We start from the raw sequence: 22958 nt of genomic DNA on the forward strand, positions 1-22958 counted from the left end.
ATCAATGAACAACTCGAACTCCAACCGGCCTGACGTCCAGATCGAACGGCACCTCTGGGACGCCCCTGTCCATGCCTACTTTTTGCAACAGAGCCATCTGGATGCAGAGCTAGCATTTCATCTGGAGGAGCAGGCGCGAGCGAATCTGGCTGCCGGCATGAATGCTGGGGAAGCGCGACGGCAGGCTCGGATCGCGTTCGGCGGTGTGGAACTGGCGCGGGAGCAGGCTTACGCCACGCGACCAGGGTATCGGCTGGAGATGCTGGCGCAGGATGTGCATTATGCGCTGCGTGGGTTCCGTCGTAGCCCCGTGTTTACAGTGACGGTGATCTTGACGCTGATGCTGGGAATTGGAGCTACATCCGCTGTCTTTAGCGTGGTGGACCGCATCTTGTTTCGCTCGCTGCCGTATGCAGATGCTGGCCGGCTGGTTTCACTGGGGATTGTGCATTCGCTGGAGACGCAAGAGTTCGTGATGGGCAATTTCTATTACGACTGGCGCACAAATCAAAAGCCGTTTGACACTGTGACTTCAGAGTCCACCGGCCCGTCGGAGTGCGATCTGACGGACCAACGTCCGGCACAACTGAGTTGCGAGTCGGTAGAGGGGAATCTGCTGCCGACTCTGGGAGTTTCGCCGGTGTTGGGTCGGAATTTTATGCCAGAAGAGAGCCGGGCGGGCGGGCCGAATGTGGCAATTATCTCTTATGGATTGTGGCTGAACCGGTTCGTTTTGGATCAAGGAATTCTGAATAAAACGATCAGCATCGATGGCAAGCCGGTGCAGGTTGTTGGGGTGCTTCCGAAGAATTTCGAGATGCCGCGACTGGAGGTTGCGGACGTGCTCTACCCGTTCCAGGTGGACGAAGTTGCTGATCGCACGGAGAACGGAGGTTATGGCAGTCCCAGACGCATCTTTGCCCGACTGAAACCAGGCGTGACGGTGGAGCAGGCACAGCAGGAGATGGAGCCGTTGTTTGAAACTTCACTGAAGCAGATTCCCGCAGATAGCCGTGCGGAGATGCACCTGATGGTGAGGTCTTTGCGGGATAAGCAGATGCAGGACGTGCGAGTGACGGCATGGGTGCTGTTTGGAACGGTGCTGGCTGTGATGCTGATTGCCTGCGCCAATGTAGCGAGTTTGCTGATGGCACGCGCCGCAGCAAGGAGACGGGAGTTGGCGGTGCGCTCGGTGCTGGGAGCGAGCCGCGGGCGGCTGGTGGTGCAGGCGTTGACGGAAGCGATGTTACTGGCATTGAGCGGTGCGGCGGCGGGCTGTCTGCTGGCGGCGGGCTTGCTGCGGCTCTTTGTGGCGATCGCACCGGCGAATGTTCCTTATTTAAGTCAGGTACATCTGGACCTCCGGATTGTCGGTTTTGCGGTTCTGCTTTCGCTGCTTTGCGGGCTGCTGTTTGGATTAGTCCCCGCATTTGAGAAGCCTAGTGCGGAGATGCTGGCGGGACGATCCGGTCGAAATGCCCCACGAGCTACGTTACGGCAATGGTTGGTGGTGGCCCAGATCGCTGCGAGCATGGTGTTGCTGACGGGGGCGATGCTGCTGGTACGGAGTTTTTGGAAACTCGAGCATGAGCAGCTGGGCATTCGGGCCGATCATACTTTGACCGTCAGCGTGACGCTGGGATCATACAACTACGGCACTCCACAAAAGAGGATGATCTTTTTCCAAGAGCTGGAGCAAAGGCTGCGGTTTGGGCCGGGCGTGAGTGACCTTGCGTTGAGCGATTCCGTGCCACCGGAGGACTTTCATCCTGGCGAACAGCGCATTGAGGACATTGTGGTGGAGGGAAGGCCACGTCTGCATGAAGACAGTGGAGAGATAGTGAAGTTCCGGCGGGTTTCGCCGGCGTACTTTCGGACTTTGAATATTCCGATCTTGCGAGGTAAGGGTTTCACGGATGCGGAGCGGAGTTCCAAGGAACAATTTGCCATTCTGAGCAACAAGCTAGCTGAGCGTTTATTTCCGGGGCAGGAGCCGCTTGGACAGCGGATGCAGATGGCCAATGGTGACGCGAACCCTGCGTCGTACACCGTGGTGGGCGTGGCTGCGGATGTAAAAAATGGAGGACTTAGCGGTGAGCAGTTGCCCGAGTATTACCGCTTGCGGCGCGATCAAGCGGAGGATTGGGAGTGTTGTGGCCACTGGGGACAGACGGCGGTGATCATTCTTCGCAGTTCGTTGCCTGCCGAAGCGGTGTCACCGTGGATTCGGATGCAGACTGCGGCGATAGATCCAGCCCTGTCAGCGGACATTGCGACGATGCGGCAGAGGGTGAGCAAGCTTGCGGACGGGCCGCGCTTTCAAACACTTCTCGTTGGCTTCTTTGCGGCGACTGGGCTCGTGCTGGCGGTGATTGGGTTATACGGGGTGATCTCGTTTCTGGTGGCGCAGCGCACTCAGGAGATTGGTGTGCGTATGGCTTTAGGGGCGACGCGAAGCCGGATACTGTGGCTAGTTTGTGGGCAAAGTTTGCGGCTGATTCTGTGGGGAGCTGGTGTGGGGCTGGTCGCTGCTTTGGCGGTTTCGCGGGTCCTGGGAAGCCTGCTCTATGAGGTTGGGTCACACGATCCTTTGAGCTTTGTCGCGGTCACGCTGGTGCTGATAACGGTCGCGCTGACGGCTACTCTGATTCCGGCGGGTTCGGCTGCGCGGGTGGATCCTATGGTGGCTCTCCGACGCGATTAGGACTTATAAGGCCTTGCGGACCTCGGGCTGAGCGGTAAAGAGAGAGGGAAGGGAAGCGCTGGAAGCCGGAGCAAGGATCTCCATAGGCGTCACTCTACCTGGATTATCACGCATGATATTGCGCATTATCATGCGTGAAAAGACTCCGTCCTCTCTATGTACTGCCAGGTCACTTTCGGGAGGGTGAGCGCCAGAAAGAGAAGGTGGGATCGGTCACTGTTCGCGTAACAGGTCTGCTGGTTGCACACGGAGGGCGCGACGCATGGGGACGGCGGACGCCGAAAGGCCGATAGCTATCATCGTCACCACCGCCGAAACGAACACAATCGGATCATTGGCGCTCGCGTGGTAGACGATACCTGCCATAAGCTTTGCAGAAGCAAACCCCAAAGCCAGTCCGATGCAGGAGCCCCATGCTATCAGCGCCAGCGTTCGGCCGAGTGCTGCACGAACCAGCGCCTTCTTTCCTGAACCAAGCGCGACCCGGATACCGAGCTCCCGCATACGGCGCGTCACGGCATAGCTTGCCATGCCGAAGATCCCAGTCAACGCCAACATGGCCGCGAGCGCCCCAAGCACCCCTAACGCCAGGGTGGCTGCTCGTGCGGGGAACGCCACGATCCCCAAAGCGTCAGGCCACGACTCCACGTTGAAGATCGGGATTGAGCTGTCGACCGACTGCACCGCTTTCCGCATGGCGATTGTCATCTCCGCAGCATCACGATCTGAGCGCGCGATGAGAACCGACGTACTATCCGGAGCTTGCAGAATCGACCGAAAGAGGGCGGCGGTAGGCTCTTCAGAAAGGCTGATGTACTTGCCATCGCTCACCACGCCGACCACCTCCGTCTCCTTCCCGCCTCCTTGTGGAAACCGTCTACCGACCGCTTCAGTTGTGCCGAACAGTAGCCTCGCTAGGGTTTCGTTGACGATAGCGACATTCGGCGCGGAGACGTCGTCGTGAAGCGTGAAGGCACGACCGGCAATCAATTTTGTACCCGTCGCAGCAAAATAGTTTGCTGACACACTGTAAACCATCGCAGAGGCCCGCACGTGGGCATGGTCAAAAGTGGTAGTACCGGGGCCGTAGACATCGTCATCGTTCGTGTTCATCGAGAGTGGCTGATTCCCAGCGTATGCGGTCATGGTCACGCCGGGGATGGCTTGAACTGCGCTCAGCAGACGCTGCTGCAATGCCTGTTGTTCCGAAAACTGGTAGCCGGCAAGCCGGACATCTACTGTTGCCAGCGTCACCCCATGTGGATCAAAGCCAAGCGGGATGTGGAAGGTCCGCTGCAATCCTCGCAACGAGACAATTGATGCAGTTACCAGCAGGCAGCACAAGGTGATCTGAACAAACAGTAAACTCGATCGAAATATAGAGCGGTCCGAAGTCATTGTTGAACCAGAAGCGCGCATCGTGCTATTCGGATCAGTCCGCCAGATCTGCCGTGCCGGTAACATTGCAAACAACAGTCCCGTTGCAAGCGCGAGCAGCGCGGAAGCCACGTAGACCTTCCAGTCCGCGTCGACCAAGAGCTCCAACGGTAGATCCGCCGCTAGTCTCCATTGGCTAATCCCGCGTAACAGGAACATCGAGAGTGCAGAAGCGATCGCTCCACTGAGAGCCGCGACAATTACAGATTCAAGAGAGAGTTGACGGAGAATACGCCCTCTGCTCGATCCGATAGCAAGTCGTATCCCTAGCTCACGCACGCGATCCGCTGTTCGTGAAGAAAATAGCAATCCGATATTGGCGCAGGCAGCGAGCAGCACCAGTAAACCCAAGATTCCGACGCCACCGATAAACAAGCGCACCGGTCTCCCCAGCGCTTCACCTAACAGGCCAACCGGCGCAGTATGCCAGTCCGTCCCTTCATCTTCCTTCGGAAACTCGCTTGCCATCTGTTTCGAAATCAAACGTAGATTTGCATCCGCCTGCTCTCGGTTCACTCCCCGTTGAAGTCGCCCGAAGACCCATGCATTCGTACTTCCTCTCCTATCGAACCCCCCGGAACCATCAACTTCCGGGCCGTCGTGAAAGGGTAAGAATGCATCTGGATCGAAAAATTGCTCTGTGCCGTGGAAACCTTTCGGAGCGACACCCACAACAACGAAGGGAACTTTGCCCACTGCAACGACCTTACCCACAATCTCAGGATCAGCGTGAAAGCGAACTCGCCAGCATCGATCACTCAACACCATGGCAGGACTGCCATCTACAGCATCATCATCAGCATCCCCGAGCAGACGGCCCAGCTGCGGCTGAACACCAAGCATGCTGAAGTAGTTGCCGCTGACCATAAATCCCCAGACCGGCTGGGCCACACCCTCAATCCCAAGTGAAAATCGAGTGAAGCGGGCGAGCGCAAGCGACGAAAACGTGTGCGACGTGCGAGCCCGAAGATCAATGTAATTGGGGTACGAGAACGATATCCCTTGAAACCCAGGGTTTTGTACCTGCACAACTTCGCCTGCTTGCCTGATAGGCAGCGCATGAAAGATCAGACCATTCGCGACGCCGTACACGACGACGTTCGCCGCGATCGCCATCGTCAAGGTCAGCACGGTGGTGAGCAGGAAAGCAGGTGATCTACGCAGTTGCCTCAGAGTGAACCGCAGGTCGTCAAGGATCGTCATCATATCGCACTCCAGGCATCGATTAGGAGATTTGTATGCACGTCAATCGCCACTGCAAAGCGCGCAAATGCGCGTTGCATGACATATTCCGTGTCCAGTCTCAGAATTCTATGTCCGATTTTGGACAATCCGCGCGAAGCGCCTTCAGAGTTGCAGGGTTGACCGTCCCTCTACATCGAACTGCCGAGACATTCCCCTAGCGGCAAAAGCAACAACACTTGGGTTCATAAACCAAAGACCGCCGTGCGTGGTTTCAGAAGCGCCGTTACCGTGCGTTTTGATGGGCTAGCGATGGACGGGATGAGGACGGATGGGTGGGCGGCCAGTAAGGACATGGATGCGCTGGCGAGTGATATTGATGCGGCAGGGGAGGGGGTCGAGTACTCCGCCGCAGGTGCGTTCGCGGACAGCCAGCCAGGCGACCTGCGAGGGGCTCAGCATCCAGGCGGTGGCGTTGGTCGCGTGGTGGACTTGGTCGAGGTAGTCGGCAGCGGTGACGTCGAGGTCGGCAGCCTGGGCGTTGAGCTGCTCACAGACACCGTTGCGCGGGGCGACGGTGCCGTCGGCGGAGACGCAAAAGTCTTCGTCATGCTCGACGAGGATTTTCTTATTGTTGCCGGTGATGAAGTAGCCAGTCACGACTGGTCCGACGCGGGCGCTGGTCGACCACTGAATGAAGTCATCGACGAAGGCCGGGGGTAACTGGCTGAGGCCTAGGGTGTCTTCCTTTATTTGCTTTGAAAAGAGATTGAGGGCAGGGGTTGGTTCGCCGTTGGTGGGAGCGAAGTAGAAGCCGCCTAGAGCGATGCCGGTTTGCAGGTCGATCCAGAGAAATCCGCGTCCCTGGAGGTAAGGTCCCTGCTGGCCGACGACGAGGAGGTAGCGGTTGTCGCGTAGCTCGACCGGAATACGGGAGCCGTCGAAGGCCATCGAGAGGGCGTCGGGGAGGCTCATGTCCCGGCCGTAGTGGAAGATACAGCCGGGGACAAAGAGCTTCATTAGCTTCTTGAACTGCTTATCGCGAAGGAGATCTTTCGCTGGGGCTCCGGCGAACTGTTGAAGGTACGTGAGATCGGCAGGTAGCAGGGGAGCCTGGAAGATACCGGGATCGTAGTTCGAACCGAGTGAAGGTGGTTCAGTTGGCTGGATTGCGGAGGAGGTCGTGGCTTGCTGGATGGGGGCGACGGCTGAGAGGTTAAGGGCGAAGAGCTGGATGGCTAGGGCACGAAGAACCTGCATGATCCCGGGATCCCCTTGTGGCTTTGGCTTCGCTCCAAGTGTAATGCGAGCGAGTGGAATACAACGATCAAATTTGAGTTGATCGGATGGGAGATGTTCCTGGTGAACGGTTGCCGCAGCCGATAGGCTCCCCTGAAAGCCAGCTTTCTCGGCAACGTCGAAGTTTTCGAATTAACGGAACACTGACGTACTCGGCTGAATCGGTGGTTTTAGAGAGTACAAGCAAGGCACTTTCAGGCTGTGATGACTTTATGGTGGATACTTTCTGAAGCGTGAGAAAGGTGCATATGGCACAGGTTTTACATCGCTGCGCCACAGCGACAGATATTGGCCCAGAGACGCCTACCGCTACTAGCGGTATCGCTTCTTCCAAGCGCATGCTCTCCGTAGATGTGCTGCGGGGATTGTGCGTGGCTGGAATGGTTCTGGTGAATTTCCCGGCTGACTGGGTTTTGCGCTATCACCAACTGGGACACGCTGAGTGGGATGGGCCTACGGCAACGGACATGATGTTTCCCGCGTTCCTGCTTCTTTCAGGGTTTTCAATGGTGTACTCGTTTGCTTCGCGCAGTCAACGAGGTGAGACGCGAGGCAGTTTGGCTCGGCATGTGCTGCTTCGTAGCGTGATCCTGCTAGGTCTGGGACTGATCTTGAACGCTTTTCCTTCTTTCAACTGGCACATGTTGCATATTTTTGGGGTGCTGCAGCGGATAGCGTTCTGTTATCTGGTAGGTGGCTTACTCGTGCTGGGAACGAGTAGAAGACGGGTGCGATTTGAGGTCAATATATGGGCTGTTGTCGGATTCATGGTATTGGTGCTGGCTGGGGTCTGGGCGGCGGTAAGGTTTGTAGACGTGCCTGTATATGGCTCGTGGCGATTTGACCACAACGGTAATCTTGGGGCGGTGATAGATCGCGCAATTTTCGGCAATCGGCATCTCTCGGATTGGGGTGGACCAGAGCGGATGTGGGATGCGGATGGCCTGCTTTCCTGCATTACTTCAATCCCGAATCTCCTACTCGGTGTCTTAGCGGCTGTGTGGGTTCGTCGGGGCGGGTCAGTTGCGAAGACGATGCTTGGGTTGCTAGTGCTGGCTGCGGCCCTCATTGGAGTGGCGCTCCTGCTGAATCCATATCTTGTGATTAACCGGAAGCTCTGGACCGACAGCTTTACACTTCTGAGTGGCGGAGTAAGCCTGGGAATCTTTGCAATGTTCTATCTTTGGCTGGATGGCGCCGGCAATGGAAAGAAAAAGGTTCAGGTCATGTGGTGGCAGACGCCAGCATTGGTCTACGGGTCGAACGCGATCTTGGGGTTTGTAATCTACACATTGCTGCTTGGATTTCATGGGCTGTATCGACTACCAGGTGCGCATGCGCCGGCCTATTGGTTACCCGGGGCTACATATGCGAAGTTGTGTCAATGGATTGATCCTTACAATGTTTCGCTGCTTTATGGCCTAGTAGCCGTTGGGGTGGTGATGGGGTTGCTCTGGCCGTTTTACCAACGAAAGATCTTTCTAAAGCTTTAGCTAAAGTCGGAAGACGAGCCCCGTTTCAAGACGACCAGTGGGATAAGTCCAGTCGTCGAGGCTGTTGGTTTGTGGAACGCGGCTTTATCGCGTTCCACGCTCGAAGAGCGGCAAATTCATAGCCTTGGGAGCGGCTACGGTGTTCCCGCCTCAACATTTTGCCCACGACAACTCCGGTTGTCGTGGGCCATTCCTATCATCAACCGACAGAGGGCGAGCTACGATTGTGGCTTATTGCGGTTCTGCAATTTGTCGTTCTCGCTTATGGGGGTGCTCTATCGACGGACAGCCTAGCCATGCGGCAAGGAGGTAGGTTGAGCCAAGCAACAGCACCACAAAAATTCCAGGGACTATCAGAGACTTGCGGTGCTGATCTCCCGGGATTGGACGAAGTAGCCAGGGGAACAAGTCGATCGAAAAGTGAACTGCGCTTATCAGTATTAAGGTGATGATGAATGTCCGGAGCAAGTACGCCCAGCGAAATGAACCCTCAATCAAAAGCCCTACGGACAATACCAATAAGCTCATCGAAGCTGCGATAGCGGGAAGGCCCATTTCGAGTACGAACTGGCTCAATGGCCAGGGAAGGTCACTCCAGTGCGAAGAAAATGGCCAAACCCGTACTAGAACGTTACTATACTCAAAAATGTACGGCGTTACGGCTCCAGTAATCGCATAGCAAAAGAAATACCACCGACGGCGGATTGTCTCTAGTGCTCCAAGTGTAGAGGCAAATAAAACTTGTCCCCAGAACCACCAACGGCTTTGGCGATCACGAAATGTCTCGATGAGATCGCCCGTCAAGGCTTCGTTCCAATCATCAGAAGCCGTGTGACGTAATAGCCACAGGGCGAAACTCGGTGGATTTGATCTCTTGTCAGTCATGCGTCTCCTCACTGCAGCAGCGGCACATCGTTCCACAATCTCGTAAGGGTGACACGGGTCAGTTTCAGTGCTTGGACTCCGCTGTTCGTCACCCGGAAATATTGTTTCGCTCGCCCGCCCCGTTCAGGCGTCGGTTCTCCCAGCGAGGATGACACAAAACCTTTGCTTTCGAGCCGCCCTAGAGCTGCGTATATGCTGCCTAGACTGACTTCTCTTTCGGCAAGAATCAGCAGTTCCTTTGAGATTGGGACACCGTAGGCGTTGTCGCCCAGCCGGACCACAACCAGAAGGACCATCAATTCCATTTCACCGAGATGGCTTCGATTCATTTATTCAACTATAGCGAAGAAATAATCTGGAAGCAAGCTTGTGACAGATGGAGTCGGATGGGTACGATCCGGAACTTGATCGCGGGGTATGGCAACGACTCCTTTGGGGCAAGATGATCGGTCGATCGGCTCGGCGGAGTCGAAGTTTCCGCAAACGCCGTTTTTCATTCACGAACGCCGAGGCGGTCTACCGAATTTGCTTTGGCCATATCTTTACCGCAACCCACAGTGAGGCCAGCGCTGCTGCCAAGAACATTGCGTCTTCTCTGGCGAACGCTTCATATGAAACGCCACAGGATGACCCGATATTCACCGAGGTCGTAGCGATCAGAAGTCTTCTCAACATGGCCCTAAAGACGCTTCTGCTGGGTGAGAAATTGACTCCTGAAGAGTTCAGCAGTCTGCTCACGATTGTCCGCACAGAGAAGCGGCAAGTGGGCAAAGATGTCATGCAGCAGTACCTGAGTAACAGATTGATCCGCTGCGGACGGACGCACGCATGCCTACGTAGTTCACCAACAGGCGGCTACGCTGCGTCGAGCTTTGTCACAACAAACCCGTCCACGAGAGCCAGTACCTTGCCGTGGCTGTCGCAGGCGTAACCGGCTCCAATACTTGAGCCGACCACACCTATGCCGACTACAAATACCGCGGGCTGACGGCACTCTTCAGCTGCAAGGACCATTGCGCGGTTTTGGGGATCGATTATTTTCGCTGAGGGAAGTCCGGTCTTCTTGCTCATGGTGCAAATTCGCTGCGGCATGAGCCGATTCTAGTCGCTTGTCCACCATGGACTTCACCGACCAGCATTCCATCTCGTAGCGCACTTGGCGATCAGACGTGGCGTATCGTTACCGAACCGACTGCCCTGATCCAGCTTGCCCGAGGCTAAGCGCTGTTGAGCATCTCCGGGCCGTTGTTGCGGACGTTTCCGACCAGCGGATTACAGCAGTCGGTCTGCATGGCGTCCGAGTCGAATGGTCGCAGCAGATCGATCGGCGGTGCTTCCGTGTCTCGATCAAGCCAGCGTCTCCAGTCGCGCTCAGCCAGAATGACCGGCATCCGTGTGTGGATCGGCGCCATGATCTCGTTTGCCTCGCAGGTCACTATCGAGAAGCTTTGCAGCCATCGCGGGTTCGGATCGACTCTGGCAAGGATGCTGGCAGCAATCTCCGGATTCAACTCTTTGATGGCCGCGACAGGATCGTCGTCAGGCGCTATGTCACCAACGAGATGCCCTAACTTCCGCTCTGCTACGGCGCTCCTGATCTCCTGCCAAACTCTCTGATCGACAGCGTCCGGCGACTCCTTCCAAGCGTCCCAGAGACCGGCGAAGGCCATAGGTTCTCCGCTCTTGAAGGAGATGGCGAAAGGCTGTTTGGCGGGCTTTGAGGAGTCGTCGAGCTTCTTCCATTCGTAGAAGCCGTCGACGGGAACGATGCACCGGCGCGTCTTGAAGGGGCCGCGCCAGGTAGCCGACGTGGTGATTGACTCCGCCCGCGCATTGAAGGTCGAGAAGCCCTTGAAGTCAGCTAGGCTCTTGGCGAAGAAGGGAACCAGTCCCCAGCGCGCGAGGACCATTTCGCGATCGTCGGTGTCCCGTGCCTGGCGCACGATTGGCTGGAAGGTGCTTGGGGCGATGTTGTAGTTGGGTGCGAGCACGAGCTCGTCTGCTACGCCGGCCCGGAAGGCCTCGGCGATGCGCTGCTTGTCGGATCGACGATAGTAGCGGCCGCACATGGCTAGGGCTTACGCATTTGATCTTCATACTGCTGTGTGTAGAGATCAAGACGCGCCTTCAGAGTGGGAAACCCAGATGTTGGCTTTCCCTTCACCACGTCATCGACCTCTTCAGCAATCAATCGAACCAACACGAGCTTCTCGGCCTCAGTCATTTTTCGTCCTTTTGCGAACAAGAGTAACACCCAGACGGGCCGCGATCTTGCGAGTTGTTTGTACTGATCGGAGGTGACAAGAAGACTCACATTTCGGCGTCCAGACCTGATCCCATGCTCAATCGCCTGACGGTCAGCCAGCCGCTTGCTCCACCCCAGAGCACGTGGATACGCTACATTGTGGGTAGCTTGCCCTGGCTGCGGAGAACTCGGTTAGCCAGTGTCTCCAGTCGATCCGCAAGTTTTAGAGCTTGCTCAGGCGATATTGCCAACTGGACAACACCCAACTCTCCCTTTGCCAAGCCTTCCGGCGTTTCGGCGAAACCCAATTGTGCGAAGATCCCCACGTCAAACTTTTCGATGTGCCAGCGTATCAGCGGCATCATCGATATCTCGCCCTTTTCATTGCGTAGGTATTGCTCATCATCCATAAGTTCCGCTCCTGTCATCTCTCTTGTACCTTTACCGGCACCTTCTGGACCACCCGGTTGAAGGGGTCATGCGCCTACTCCACCGATTATTCTTTCGCGGGTTCAGGGTGACCGGCCCGAGACCCACAGCGCACTCCTACTTTGCCAGCCTCTCGAACTGCTCATTTGTCAGGAACAGGGTAACGTTGCCCCGGCCGGAACGGAGCCCATGCTCGAGCGCCTGGACATCAGCGAGGCACTTCAGGCCGCCGCCGCGCCGCGCGAGTTCGGTGACCTTCTCCTCCAGGGAGAAGCTGAATGACCGAGGCAGTGGCACGCCCTGAGTCTCATCCGTGAAGGTGCAGCGCCAGCGGTCGTTGACCAGGACAAACGCCATGCGAACCCGCCGCGCTGATTCGCGGGATCGCAACGGGGGCAGGCGCGCTCACCTGGACGCTGCCAGGTAGTACATGGAGGGCCACGCCGAGAATGATCAGCCTGGAGGCTTGCTCAGCTCATTCCATTTCAGTATCTCCCTGAGAGTCGGAGGGGTGTCGCCCTTCTTCTTGTTGCACCAGGGACAGGCCAGCACCAAGTTCGAGATCGTGTCCCGGCCGCCCAGAGCCAGGGGGATGAAATGATCCACCGTCGCTGGTGAGGAATGCGTTTTTCGTTACCAATGTTATTTGTAGGCGTCCATCCGGAGGACGTTCAAATCCCTGCCATCGAGCGAGGTGAGATCAGGTGAGAGTGCAAAACCGTATGTTCCGAGGGATGTCTGCTGTTGTTTTCAGCCTCATGTTGGAAACCATTCTCGTTGCGCAAGGAACACGTAATGCTGATTTGAAATCAACCGATCTGATCCCAGCCGGCGAGGGAGTTTTGAATGCCTTTCAACAATTCCCTCTTGTCGGCATCGAGGATTGGCATGGGCTCGCTCAGGAAGAGGACTTCTACGTTCAACTTTTGAAGAACCCTCGTTTTTCCAAAGAGGTCGGCAATGTGGTCGTGGAGTTCGGCGGCGCGGCATAACAGACTACTGTCAACCGGTATGCGGCCGGAGAGGATGTCCCCTACGAACAGCTGCGCGCGGTGTGGACAGACACACTCGGCTGGCTCCCTACCGTTACAAATGTTGGATATTTGAATGTCTTCGCAGAGATTCGAGCAGTGAACAAAAGTCTGCCGCCTGCCGAGCAAATTCACGTATGGCTCGGGGAACCTTCTGTTGACTGGTCGAAAATCAGAAACTCAGAAGATCTGCCCCAGTTCACCCAACGCGACCGACATCCCGCAGAGCTGATTAGATCGGAGATACTCGCCAAACACAAAAAGGCTTTAGTGATCTACGGAGGCATCCACTTCCGAGCAATAGACCAGATGCGGTCCTTGGTTGAGAAAGCTTACCCGCAGTCGTCTTTTGTCATCGAGCCTTACCACGATCACGGACAGGTATCTGATTCAGGGGCTCTTGAAAGGAGCATTCCTCTAGGAAGCGATCCTGTATTGCTGGTAGGAAACGTGCACCTTGATGGCGCCAAGGCTTTGCTTTATCTCGGACCGGCGTCAAGCTTAACGGAATCGCCTCAGACGCCTGACCTCTACCTCGATGAAAGCTTTCGGCGTGAAATCAATCGCAGAAGCGTGATCCTTTCTGGCTCTCCCATCTCTGAGGGAGTTCCCCCGGTGTCTCCGAAATATCTTGCTAAGTAAAGTGGTCGTTCATCCTCGTAAGGCCCATTCTCGAAGGTTTGGGTGCTGGAGCGAATGGAAGGCAGTTTTCGGTTGCGCAACGAACGTTTAGAACCAAACGGCGCGTTCCAAGAAGGGTCAAATCGCGACTGTAGATCAGTAGGGGTGTCGAGTTGGGCTGATTTGTTCTCAAGGAATTCAGGAGATACGCCAATTCTTGATCGTGGAGTGTGCGCTGCGTGACGGAATGCCGGGTTGGTGAAGGTCCATGGTGGACAAGCGACTAAAATCCTCTCATGCCTAAGAAAGTTTGCACCATGAGCAAGAAAACCGGCCTCCCTTCAGCGGAAACAGTTGATCCGAGAACTATCGCAACGGTCCTAGCTCAAGAGTGCCGTCAGCCAGCGAAATTTGAAGTCGGCATCGGTGTTGTCGGCTCAAGTATTGCAGCCGGTTACGCCTGCGACACCCACGGTAAGGTGCTGGCCACGATCAACGGGTTTGTTGTGACGCCGCTCGACGCAGCCTAACAGACTTCTGGTGAAATGAGATAGGCCCCTCCGCAAGCGGATCGATCTCACTCCAGGTACTGCTGCAACCTCTCTTCTTCCGCAAACGAATCGACGCCATCATGCTTTGTGGAAAAATTGCCTGCATTTCGGACCGACACTCCAGATAAAATCTGTCTCGTGAAGATCTGCTTGGAGGTCTCAATGGTGAATCTTACGAACGGCATGGTGAGAATCAGACGGGGCGCAGAACTTCCACCCTTTCTAGATTCAGAAGCACCCACTTACACCCTCGAAGGGCTTGATGGCTTTCGAGCTACCTGCTGCGGATTCGACAACGTTGGAACTGCACTGAGAGATTCGTTCGTCTTCAAGAACGAGGATCTAAAGATAGCTCGCTTAGTGCTGGACAGCGATCCGAGCACGCAGATCGCTCTAGACGCCTGCCCTATCTAGTTCACGCTGCATCAGAACAACTGAATCGCTATACGCTCGACTTCCGCCAGCGTCCGGTCATAGAGCCTCGTCGTGCGCAGGCAGCGCAACAGGCCTAGCTTTTAGCTGGAACGATGAGTTTCTGGGCGTCCAGAGCCACATCCTGGGCTTCTTCCGCGAACTTCCATAGATCATCTATTACCCAACTATGAGCGACCGAGTCTCCGAGGGAGCTGAGAATCTGGCCGTCATCCTTCGACGTGATGGGGCGCGCCAGCAGAAGCGAATCGCGCTTCGCCACGAGCGACGAAAATGCTTCCGCAACGGAATCAATATCTGCGTTCGGCTTCACTGAAGAAGCGAGCTTCAGATCTCTTGCAATCTCATCGGCGGTCCGGCCTCGCGTCAGCGTGATATATCCCGGGATCAAGCTGTTCACTAAATACGCGATGACGCCTTCCGCGTAAGCGAAGTTGTAGAAAGCTTCGCCTGCAGCCTCAAGATAGTCTTCTTCAACCGGTATGCGTAGAGTGTACGGTCGTGGCATAAATTACCTCAGATCAGAGTTTAGCCGAACCGCGACGATCCTCTGTTTGTCGCCGCGCTGCCCCTTATGCTTGCAGCTCTGCGACGGACTTCTTTGCAGGAACAGCTACTTTCTTGCGGACCTTTGCAGTGATCTCTTTGCGGCTGCCTTAGCCGGTTTGCTGGTTTTCTTCTGAGCTGCCCAACGTGCCTTCTGCGCGGCGGCGATCCGTGCTTTGCCTTCGGCGCTCATGGTGCGCTTAGCCGGTTTGACCACAACGGGCGCGACAGTTTCCGCTTTCTTGTTGACGGAGCCTTTCGGCCGCCCGCGACGCTTCCCTGTTGCGGGCTTCGCCGCCACCGGCTTTACTGCCTGGATGACAGGGGCGTCCGCGAGCAGAGCGTGGGCCTGCTGTAACTTCAAAATCTCTTGGTCGATAGCTTCGAGTATCTCGTTCGTATTCATGTTCCCTCGCTATCAGCATACCTGCTGAAATTGCTCGTATTGAGCGAATTGATTCGGTCAGAGCTAATCAACTAAACACTTATGTCGTTCAAGACCTCGCGAGCGTCTTTGAGGGTCACGACCATGAGCCGCGGATCTCCAACACACTCCGAGAAACCGAGCTTGAAATAGAAGGCGCGTGCATCGTCCGAGATGGGATGAACGACGATTCCGCGGATGCCGATGGTGTCAGCGGCATGCGAGACGCGTTGGATGGCATCCTTGAAGAGGCCCCGACCAACACCTTTGCGGGCGAGGCTGAGATCGACAGCGAGCCGGCCCAGCATGACGACCGGAATCGGGTCCGGCATGTTGCGCCGGAACTTGCCCGGCAGCCCAGCGATACTGACCGAATCCGACGAAAGAGCGTAGTAACCGAGGACCCGGTTCTCTTCACAGACGACGAAGGTCCTGCTGGTTCTGTCGCATTAAGGCGAGTTGCGATTCTGAGTGCTTACGGGGAGGCTTGAGAGCGATGAGGCAGAGGTTGAATCCAGAGGTGGCGAAGGTCCTGAAGCGCTTGCACTATCCTGTGGATGTGATTCTGCTTTGTGTTCGCTGGTATAGCGCTTATCCGTTGAGCCTTTGGCACTTGGAGGAGATGATGGCCGAGCGCGGGATCTTTGTCGACCACTCGACCGTACACCGCTGGGCGATCAAATTGTTGCCAGTCTTGGAGAAGGCGTTCCGGCGCTCCAAGCGCAAAGTTGGCAGGAGTTGGCGAATGGACGAGACATACATCAGGGTCCGGGGCGAGTGGAAGTATCTGTACCGTGCTGTCGATAAGGCAGGCGACACCGTCGATTTCCTGCTGCGAGCGCATCGCGACAAGGCCGCAGCACGCCGATTCTTCGAACAGGCGGTTGAGCGAAACGGATCCCCGGAGAAAGTGACCATCGATAAGAGCGGCTCGAATGTTGCGGCTTTGGAAGCCTTGAACGTCGGGCGAAGGAAGCCGATCGTCGTGCGTCAGGTCAAGTACCTGAACAACATCGTTGAGCAAGACCACCGTGCTATCAAACGTCGAACGAAACCAATGCTGGGCTTCAGAATTTTCGCTGCGCCCGCATCCTTCTCTCCGGCATCGAACTCACGCACATGATCAGGAAGGGCCAAATGAAAGATGCTGGAAGGGGACAAACCCCTGCACAGCAGTTCTACTCCTTGGCAGCATGAGGAGACCGACCATAGTGACCTTTGAGCGTTCAAGCTTCCTTATCGCGACAGAACCTACTTCACGGGAGACGAGTTTCTACGCTTCTTTCGTTGGTGCGACAGACTCACGGCAGGCGCACGCTTGGCGACGACGGTCTTCTTAGCCGGCGTAACGGTGTTCTTGCTCTGCTTCACCGCGGTCTTCTTTGCAGCGGGCTTTGCGACGTTGGTGCTCTTCTTGAGCGCTGCCCAACGGGCCTTTTGTGCTGCGGCAATCCTCGCTTTGCCTTCAGCGCTCATGGTGGCTCTTACTTTCTTTGCCGGGTTTGCAGCAATGCTGTCAAGCTTCTTCGCGCCTGATCCTTTAGGCCGGCCACGTCGCTTCCCGCTTGGCTTTGTTGTCGCGGTGATGGCTGGATCAGCTACAGGGGCATCAGAGAGCAGGGCTCGAGCCTGTTGCAGTTGCGTGATCTGTTTATCGATGGCTTTTAATATCTCGTGTGTGTTCATTTCACCTCACCATAAGACTAACCGCAGAGCATACCTGGGAGTGAATGACTTCAGCGGATCGTGTCGGATATGGTTTTGCAATCTACCCGCGCTGGCCAATGCAGAGTGAACGATTCATAGAATAAGTCGTAAAGAATCGGGGATGGAAATGGGCGAAGCCATCTGGGTCCGCCCACACATGGGCAACGACTACGTATGTTCGCATGATGGACGATCTCAAGCGAGGTCCGGATGAAAATCCGACAGTGGGAATTATCATCCTGTGCGCACTGAAGGACGCTTCGGTTGTCCGGTACTCTGTCCTCCATGGGAACGAACACATTTTCGCCAGCCGCTACAGATGTTGTGTGGTTTCCACCCAATGAGAAGCATTGGCATGGCGCCGCTCCCACCACAGCCATGACCCACATCGCCATCCAGGAGCGAACGGACGGCGGGATGGTTGATTGGATGGAGCATGTGACCGAAGAGGAATACAGCCGCCAGCGCCAAGGATTTTCTGATCAAGTCCAACTCTTCTTGCAAAGCGTTATCTTTACTCGCAGATGCCTGCCCCTGAGTAGGACAAGCCTCTGGCCCTGGCAACGCGCAAAGGCCTTCCTTGAGGTAGGCCAAGGCTTTAGCCTAGGCGACAAAACCGGGCCATAGACGGCAGCCGAACTGGACGCAGAGCATTGGACTGGTAAACGCCCCGCGCAACCGTCCGATCGAGATCATACGAACACAACTGGACCAGGGCCGGCGAGACCTTGCCGCCGGCTCCGAAAACTCTTGCTTCGAGGCGTATCCTCCACAGTAAGCTACGTTTACCAAGGCACCTAGCATTACGTTGATTCTCGCGCCAATCAAGGCGATACCGTACATTACCTTGACTTCCAGCATCGCTAAAGCGCCATCTATCCCTAGCAGCCGTCCTGCGTATAGCATCCTAAGATCTATCCGGGATGGGCGCAAATCGCACTTTCTTGCCGAGGAAGCGCCTTGCGTAAGGCTGACGTGCGCCAGCAGTCGGCGTTTACTTTGAGAGTCTCATCCCTGGAGCCATCCGAGCAAATGTCCCATCTTTCCTCTTCGATCTTCCGTCTCATGTTAGCGATATGGATTTCAACTTCTGCGTTCAGTCAATCCCTCCACGCGAGTCGCGTCCCCGCTCAACTGAAAATGTACCCAGTTGCGAGTGAGGTCAGCTCTTCGCACTTTCTCGTCAGCCTGAACGGACGAAGCACGGATGTGCTTCATGCAGCGACGGGATATTATCTTCTGAACTTCGACACTGCCGGACCCGTTCATGTCTCGGTCACTGCGGAGGATCAGCATTTCTGGGACAGAGGTGTCGAGATCCAGCCGATGCGTCTTGGCATCCGTCCGGTTCGCCACGGAGCCACGATCAGTTTCACGATGGCCGGCCCATCGAAGCTGACGATCGCCCGTCCTGGCGACCACTTTGCCGACGCTGAGATTCTCTTCCTCTTCGCCAATCCCATCGACCAGTCTGGCATCACCCCGGCAACGCCGCACGTCCGCTACTATGCGTCCGGGGTCCATCATGAGAACATCGACGCCAGCTCCGGCGACACGATCTATCTCGCAGGGGGCGCGGTTATTTTTGGATCGCTCAATATCTGGCAGGTCGAAAACGTGCATGTTCTAGGCACCGGCACCATCATCTACGACGGCCCGCAGAATCCATACTCAGATACGGGCTGGATCCACAAAAAAAATTGGCATTGCATCGTGATGGATGAAGCGCGCAACATCGAGCTCGATGGGATTACCTGCATCACGCGCAGCCGAAGCTGGCAGATCCAGATGAAAGACTCACGGCACATCGGCATCTATAACGTCAAAGCCATCGGCGGCAATCCGAACGATGCCAACCAAGATGGCATCGACTGGCTCGGCGGCGGCGACACAAACATCAGCAACAGCTTCTTTCGCGCTTCGGATGACGTCTTTGCCCTGCAAGGCAACTGGGACGGCTATGACCTTGCGCTCATGCGCATTCCCGGACACGATGTCACCAACATCACCATCGAAGATACGATTGCTTCCACGAGCATCTCGAACACCATCCGAGTGGCGTGGCCGCAGAAGACCTTCAACAGCGCCCACGTTCACATGAGCAACATGGACGTTATCCACACCGGCTTCGGCGGTTGCAAGGTGCCGTTCGCGTTCTTCGAGCTATGGGCCGATCCCGAGGGCAAGGGCTCGCACACCGACTATCGCTTCAGCGACGTGCGTCTGGAAGACTGGTATGCGCTGTTTAACATCGACCAGCCCAATCCCAGCGTCCGCGATATTGCTTTCAAAGACATCTGGGCGATGGACAGTCCGGCGATGGTCGCTCCCATCTTGAAGGGCGATGTATCCGGGATAACACTGACCGGTTCGACCGAACAAGGCTATGAAGGCGCGGCGACCGCCGTTGCGGAAGGAACTGCCAGGCCGGTGGTTGAGGCGGCGACGATCAAGGCTCACTTCTCCTACACCGCGGGCCTGCTGAAGCCAAAGCGACCGGTCGCCTTTACGGCAGATGATCCGGCGCAGGAAGGGCGCCGATTCGAGTGGCTCTTCGGCGATGGCACTCGGGTTGAGGGCCGCACCATTCGTCACATCTTTCCGGATGCCGAAGGAACGCTGCTTGATGGATCGGGCCGCTTTCGCGTCCTCTTGCATGTGGTCGACAATGCAGGATCGCACATGCAGCAGGGATGGAGTAGCCAGCAGGTCGTAATCGCCCAGGCTCGCCCCTCGCCGGCCGCTGCTACGCCTCCCACCTCACCATCTGGAGCAGAAGTCTTCGACCGCATCCTGCATGTGCCCGCCGACGGCGGTTACACCTTCACTCTGCTGACCAGCCTGGAGTCGAGGATGAGCCTCGATGGCCAGACCCTGCACTCATCCAGGGCGCGTCCGCAGGTATGCGGCGCGGAAGGCGACTCTGTTCAGCCGATGCGAATCAGCGCCGTACTGAGTGCGGGGGATCACCACATTCGCATCGAGCGCAAGCGCGGCCTCGAGAATGCGCAGACGCCTCCCGGCCCTGTCTCTGAGCAGCCTCTTCTACTATGGGAAGGCCCTGGCATCGACCGGCAATCGATACCACGGAGCTTCTACTCGACGTGGACACCATGATTCGCGGCTTGGCTCAATGCCGGACTCGATAGGTTGATCAACGAACTCGATGGTACCCGGTACTACTCCGCCGACTCGAACAAGATCAACCTCCACGATAGCGGCCCCTACAAGTATCAGGAGCCGGAGGATTATTTCACCACGCTCTCCCTCGGATTTGCGGTGGAAGTCGGCCTCCCCTCGCCGCCCACTCTCGAAGCCGTGCAGGCTTTCCTGCCCAGGGGGAAGACCAATGGCCCATCTCCGACGACTGGGCTTACCATGACTGGCACCAGGGTGGAAATGGCGCGACCGAGCCGTTTATTCAGACCATGACCCAGGAGTTCGGGCCGCCCACCAGCCTGGCCGACTTCGATCGCAAGGCGCAGATGCTGAACTACGAGGGACACCGCGCTGTGTACGAGGGCTTCAACGCGCACCTCTGGAAACCGAACATCGGTCGGATGTTGTGGATGACGCAACCCGCATGGCCAAGTACCCAGTGGCAGATCTTCAGTCACGACTACGATACTCACGGCTCCTTCTATGGAGTGAAGAAGGCTTCGGAGCCGATCCACGTTCAGATGAATCTTCCAGCGCATGACATCGCGATCATCAACAACACGCAGGCGCCGCTCACGCGGCGCTCTGTGGTCTATTTTTGCTCCGGCGCTCTCACTCGTCTCTTCGACACAATGAGCAAGCCACTTATCGAGAAGACGATCACCGTAACCGCCGCCGCAAACGCCGAGACGCCCGCGCTCTCACTGGACCTTCAGGCCGCTTTCGAGTCCGTGGGTACGATCCTTGTGAAGCTTGAACTGAACGACAGCGCCGGCAAACTCCTCTCCGATAACTTCTATTGGCTTGTGGCGAGCAAGTCCGATTACCGGCGCATGAACGAGATGCCATCTGCGACGCTCACCACGACGGCGAAGGTCTCCGGAGTTCACGGAGGCGAGACTCATGCGACGATTCTTCTCAAGAACTCTGGAACTGGTGCCGCCGTCGCAACTAAGCTCACGCTTAAGAACGTGTCAACCGGATTGCGCATTCTGCCCGCCTACTACAGTGACAACTACGTTTCGCTGCTTCCTGGCGAAACGAAGGCAATTGACGTTGTCTATCCGTCGCCCAGGCAAGCGCTGCGATGGAAGTCGAAGTGCGCGGATGGAACGTGACGTCGGCCTCGATCCCGCTGGTGCCGTAGCGCGAGATGTACCTCTACTCATCCTTTCGGAGTTTAAAGCGAAGATTCCCTGAACTGCTCTCAAACTCGCGAGCTGTGGCAACGAAGCCGACCGCTTCGAAGTCAATCGACGCCACCTTCCCCAAGGCTAAGCGACGCGGGCTGAGTGACGCGGTCAAACTTCACTAGTGTTTTTGCATACTCCGTGCGAGTCCATAATCAGCGGAGGTATACTACCGCCTGTTAAGTACCCGTTATCTCAAATGATTGAGAATATGCCAGCCTTGCCGCACATTTCAGAGAATCTTTCCCCCACTCCAGTCCGCTTGCGGCCAAGTGACGCCGAAGTTCGCGCCACCCTGCATCTCATCCTGCAAAGTCAACCCTTCCGCACAAGCAGGCAGTGCCAGGATCTCCTGAGGTACATTGTCAAGCACTCCTTGCACGGCGACGACGCCTCGTTGCGAGAGCGCATCCTCGGCATCGAGGTCTTCGGCCGTGCTTCAGACTACGACACCAGCGAAGATCCGGTCGTACGGATGCGCGCCGCCGACGTCCGCAAACGGCTCGCCCAGTTCTATCAGGCCATAGAGCCTTCCCTAAAAGGACACCCCAATCTTGAAACCGAAATCGTCCGTATCGAACTCAAGCCCGGCTCGTACCGTGTCACCTTCCACTACGAACACCCGGTAAAGGATGACTCCGCTTCCAAACCGATTCTGGTCTCCCCGCCGGCCGGTGAGTCGGCCTCACAAGACTCGCCAGTTCATGCGGCCATGGCAGCCCTGAAGGCGCCTCAGTTCCTCGATCAGGACGCTTCTTTTCCTTCAAGACTTGACCGCCCGTCGGCGCCTCGCCGGCCTAAAATCTACGCTGCCATCGCCATAGCAGTAGTCCTGTGTCTTTTGGCTTTCGGTGGCTGGAAGGCCTGGATGGTCCGCCCCGGCACCTTGCAGCAGAGATTCTGGGCTCCTCTTACCCGCTCCGGCCAGCCTGTGCTTCTTTATGTCGGTTCAAATGCTGTCTACCGCTTCACTCCCGAGTACCTCGCCCGCTATCGACAGGAACATGGAATCAAGCACAACGGCCCTGAGTTTTTCGTTGATCTTCCTAAAGGGGGCACTCTTCAAGCGGACGATCTCAAGCCGGTAAAGGACTGTTTCGTAAGCGTGGCGGATCTCGCGGCCGTTACGCAAGTTGTGAGCCTCATGAAGGGTTGGGACAGGCCATACAATCTCAGGTCCGCGGCCGACATCACGATCGGAGACATTCGCAACATCCCGGCGGTGCTTGTCGGCGGCTTCAACGATACGTGGGCGCTCGACGCAACGAACGATCTGCCATTCTCATTCCAGGATGGCATCAGTATCAGGAGCAGGGCAGACCCCGCCCGCAGTTGGACGAACGGCGGCAGAAACGATTTGCCCGTGACCGAAGACTTTGCCTTGATCTCACGTCTGCAACATTCGAATACCGGGGGCCCGGTGCTGACTATCGGCGGCATAGGATCTTACGGCACTCAGGCTGCCGCGGAGTTCGTCACAAGTCCGGATCGTATGAACGACCTTCTCAAGTCCGCGCCCTCTGGATGGGAGGCTAAGAACATGCAGGCCGTCCTCCGCATCAAGGTAGTGGGCTTCGCTCCGGTTGCCGTCGATGTGGTTGCCACATCCTATTGGTAGAGGGA

At 56.5% G+C, this 22958-nt stretch carries 23 protein-coding genes and 2 pseudogenes; 11 read left to right on the forward strand and 14 right to left on the reverse strand.

The window, feature by feature from the left end; genetic code table 11:
- Positions 1-2704 (forward strand): ABC transporter permease (locus HDF16_RS25795; RefSeq protein ID WP_348641440.1); only part of this gene is annotated, 2704 nt, incomplete at its 5' end.
- 213 nt (positions 2705-2917) lie between these two features.
- Here HDF16_RS25795 and HDF16_RS25800 read toward each other — a convergent pair.
- Positions 2918-5347: an ADOP family duplicated permease gene (locus tag HDF16_RS25800; protein ID WP_184223078.1), complete on the reverse strand. Its 2430-nt coding sequence runs from the start codon at positions 5345-5347 to the stop codon at positions 2918-2920.
- Between the two features lie 282 nt (positions 5348-5629).
- On the reverse strand, positions 5630-6583 hold the full coding sequence (locus HDF16_RS25805; protein ID WP_221313192.1) for a hypothetical protein: 954 nt from the start codon (positions 6581-6583) through the stop codon (positions 5630-5632).
- Between the two features lie 287 nt (positions 6584-6870).
- Between HDF16_RS25805 and HDF16_RS25810 the strand changes: the two genes are divergently transcribed.
- Positions 6871-8115 carry an acyltransferase family protein gene (locus HDF16_RS25810; RefSeq protein ID WP_184223080.1) on the forward strand — a complete coding sequence of 415 codons (1245 nt, stop codon included), beginning with the start codon at positions 6871-6873 and terminating at the stop codon, positions 8113-8115.
- 231 nt (positions 8116-8346) lie between these two features.
- Here the strand turns inward: HDF16_RS25810 and HDF16_RS25815 are convergent, their stop codons facing one another.
- The 8 genes and pseudogenes from HDF16_RS25815 to HDF16_RS31695 all read right to left on the reverse strand — a co-directional run.
- Entirely contained in the window at positions 8347-9000 is a 654-nt protein-coding gene (locus tag HDF16_RS25815) for a hypothetical protein (protein WP_184223082.1), read from the reverse strand.
- Between the two features lie 8 nt (positions 9001-9008).
- Positions 9009-9329, reverse strand: coding sequence for a PadR family transcriptional regulator (locus HDF16_RS25820; protein ID WP_184223084.1), 321 nt, complete (start codon positions 9327-9329; stop codon positions 9009-9011).
- 526 nt (positions 9330-9855) lie between these two features.
- Positions 9856-10071: a hypothetical protein gene (locus tag HDF16_RS25825; protein WP_221313193.1), complete on the reverse strand. Its 216-nt coding sequence runs from the start codon at positions 10069-10071 to the stop codon at positions 9856-9858.
- A 146-nt stretch (positions 10072-10217) separates the two neighbouring features.
- A complete protein-coding gene (locus tag HDF16_RS25830; protein WP_184223088.1) occupies positions 10218-11069 on the reverse strand; it encodes an SOS response-associated peptidase in 852 nt (283 codons plus the stop codon).
- Positions 11070-11071: 2 nt separating this feature from the next.
- The gene (locus HDF16_RS25835; RefSeq protein ID WP_184223090.1) at positions 11072-11224 is read right to left on the reverse strand and encodes a hypothetical protein; all 153 of its coding nucleotides are present in this window, start codon (positions 11222-11224) and stop codon (positions 11072-11074) included.
- A gap of 173 nt (positions 11225-11397) precedes the next feature.
- A complete protein-coding gene (locus HDF16_RS25840) occupies positions 11398-11655 on the reverse strand; it encodes a hypothetical protein (protein ID WP_184223092.1) in 258 nt (85 codons plus the stop codon).
- A gap of 136 nt (positions 11656-11791) precedes the next feature.
- Positions 11792-12031, reverse strand: a complete 240-nt coding sequence (locus HDF16_RS25845) for a hypothetical protein (protein WP_246410147.1) — start codon at positions 12029-12031, stop codon at positions 11792-11794.
- Between the two features lie 96 nt (positions 12032-12127).
- Positions 12128-12283 (reverse strand): annotated as a pseudogene (locus HDF16_RS31695) (HNH endonuclease); the annotation flags it as partial.
- 125 nt (positions 12284-12408) lie between these two features.
- Between HDF16_RS31695 and HDF16_RS25855 the strand changes: the two are divergent.
- The 3 genes from HDF16_RS25855 (at position 12409) to HDF16_RS25865 (ending at position 13856) form a co-directional block, all read left to right on the forward strand.
- Complete coding sequence (locus HDF16_RS25855) at positions 12409-12666, forward strand: hypothetical protein (protein ID WP_184223096.1); 258 nt, start codon at positions 12409-12411, stop codon at positions 12664-12666.
- Between the two features lie 138 nt (positions 12667-12804).
- Positions 12805-13347 carry a hypothetical protein gene (locus HDF16_RS25860; protein WP_221313195.1) on the forward strand — a complete coding sequence of 181 codons (543 nt, stop codon included), beginning with the start codon at positions 12805-12807 and terminating at the stop codon, positions 13345-13347.
- A gap of 296 nt (positions 13348-13643) precedes the next feature.
- Complete coding sequence (locus HDF16_RS25865; RefSeq protein WP_221313197.1) at positions 13644-13856, forward strand: hypothetical protein; 213 nt, start codon at positions 13644-13646, stop codon at positions 13854-13856.
- Between the two features lie 529 nt (positions 13857-14385).
- Here HDF16_RS25865 and HDF16_RS25870 read toward each other — a convergent pair.
- The 3 genes and pseudogenes from HDF16_RS25870 to HDF16_RS25880 form a co-directional block, all read right to left on the reverse strand.
- Positions 14386-14817, reverse strand: a complete 432-nt coding sequence (locus tag HDF16_RS25870) for a hypothetical protein (protein WP_184223102.1) — start codon at positions 14815-14817, stop codon at positions 14386-14388.
- A gap of 105 nt (positions 14818-14922) precedes the next feature.
- Complete coding sequence (locus HDF16_RS25875; protein ID WP_184223104.1) at positions 14923-15261, reverse strand: hypothetical protein; 339 nt, start codon at positions 15259-15261, stop codon at positions 14923-14925.
- 71 nt (positions 15262-15332) lie between these two features.
- Positions 15333-15707, reverse strand: a pseudogene (locus HDF16_RS25880) (GNAT family N-acetyltransferase); the annotation flags it as partial.
- 68 nt (positions 15708-15775) lie between these two features.
- Here HDF16_RS25880 and HDF16_RS25885 point away from each other — a divergent pair.
- Positions 15776-16476 (forward strand): IS6 family transposase gene (locus HDF16_RS25885; RefSeq protein ID WP_184223106.1). Its coding sequence is split into 2 segments (ribosomal slippage): positions 15776-16352 and positions 16352-16476, totalling 702 coding nucleotides; the frame shifts between segments, so codons are not numbered across the junction.
- A gap of 54 nt (positions 16477-16530) precedes the next feature.
- Here HDF16_RS25885 and HDF16_RS25890 read toward each other — a convergent pair.
- The gene (locus HDF16_RS25890; protein ID WP_184223108.1) at positions 16531-16965 is read right to left on the reverse strand and encodes a hypothetical protein; all 435 of its coding nucleotides are present in this window, start codon (positions 16963-16965) and stop codon (positions 16531-16533) included.
- A gap of 206 nt (positions 16966-17171) precedes the next feature.
- Between HDF16_RS25890 and HDF16_RS25895 the strand changes: the two genes are divergently transcribed.
- The 5 genes from HDF16_RS25895 to HDF16_RS25915 all read left to right on the forward strand — a co-directional run bounded on the left by HDF16_RS25895 (position 17172) and on the right by HDF16_RS25915 (position 22953).
- Positions 17172-17330, forward strand: a complete 159-nt coding sequence (locus tag HDF16_RS25895; RefSeq protein ID WP_246410154.1) for a PDDEXK nuclease domain-containing protein — start codon at positions 17172-17174, stop codon at positions 17328-17330.
- A gap of 688 nt (positions 17331-18018) precedes the next feature.
- Positions 18019-20103, forward strand: coding sequence for a hypothetical protein (locus HDF16_RS25900; RefSeq protein WP_221313199.1), 2085 nt, complete (start codon positions 18019-18021; stop codon positions 20101-20103).
- 33 nt (positions 20104-20136) lie between these two features.
- Positions 20137-20418, forward strand: a complete 282-nt coding sequence (locus tag HDF16_RS25905) for a hypothetical protein (protein WP_184223112.1) — start codon at positions 20137-20139, stop codon at positions 20416-20418.
- Entirely contained in the window at positions 20415-21263 is an 849-nt protein-coding gene (locus HDF16_RS25910; RefSeq protein ID WP_184223114.1) for a hypothetical protein, read from the forward strand. The genes HDF16_RS25905 and HDF16_RS25910 overlap by 4 nt, the downstream gene beginning before the upstream one ends.
- 292 nt (positions 21264-21555) lie before the next feature.
- Complete coding sequence (locus tag HDF16_RS25915) at positions 21556-22953, forward strand: hypothetical protein (protein WP_221313201.1); 1398 nt, start codon at positions 21556-21558, stop codon at positions 22951-22953.
- The last annotated feature ends 5 nt before the right edge of the window (positions 22954-22958 follow it).

The organism is Granulicella aggregans (assembly GCF_014203275.1).
Taxonomy (GTDB): domain Bacteria; phylum Acidobacteriota; class Terriglobia; order Terriglobales; family Acidobacteriaceae; genus Edaphobacter.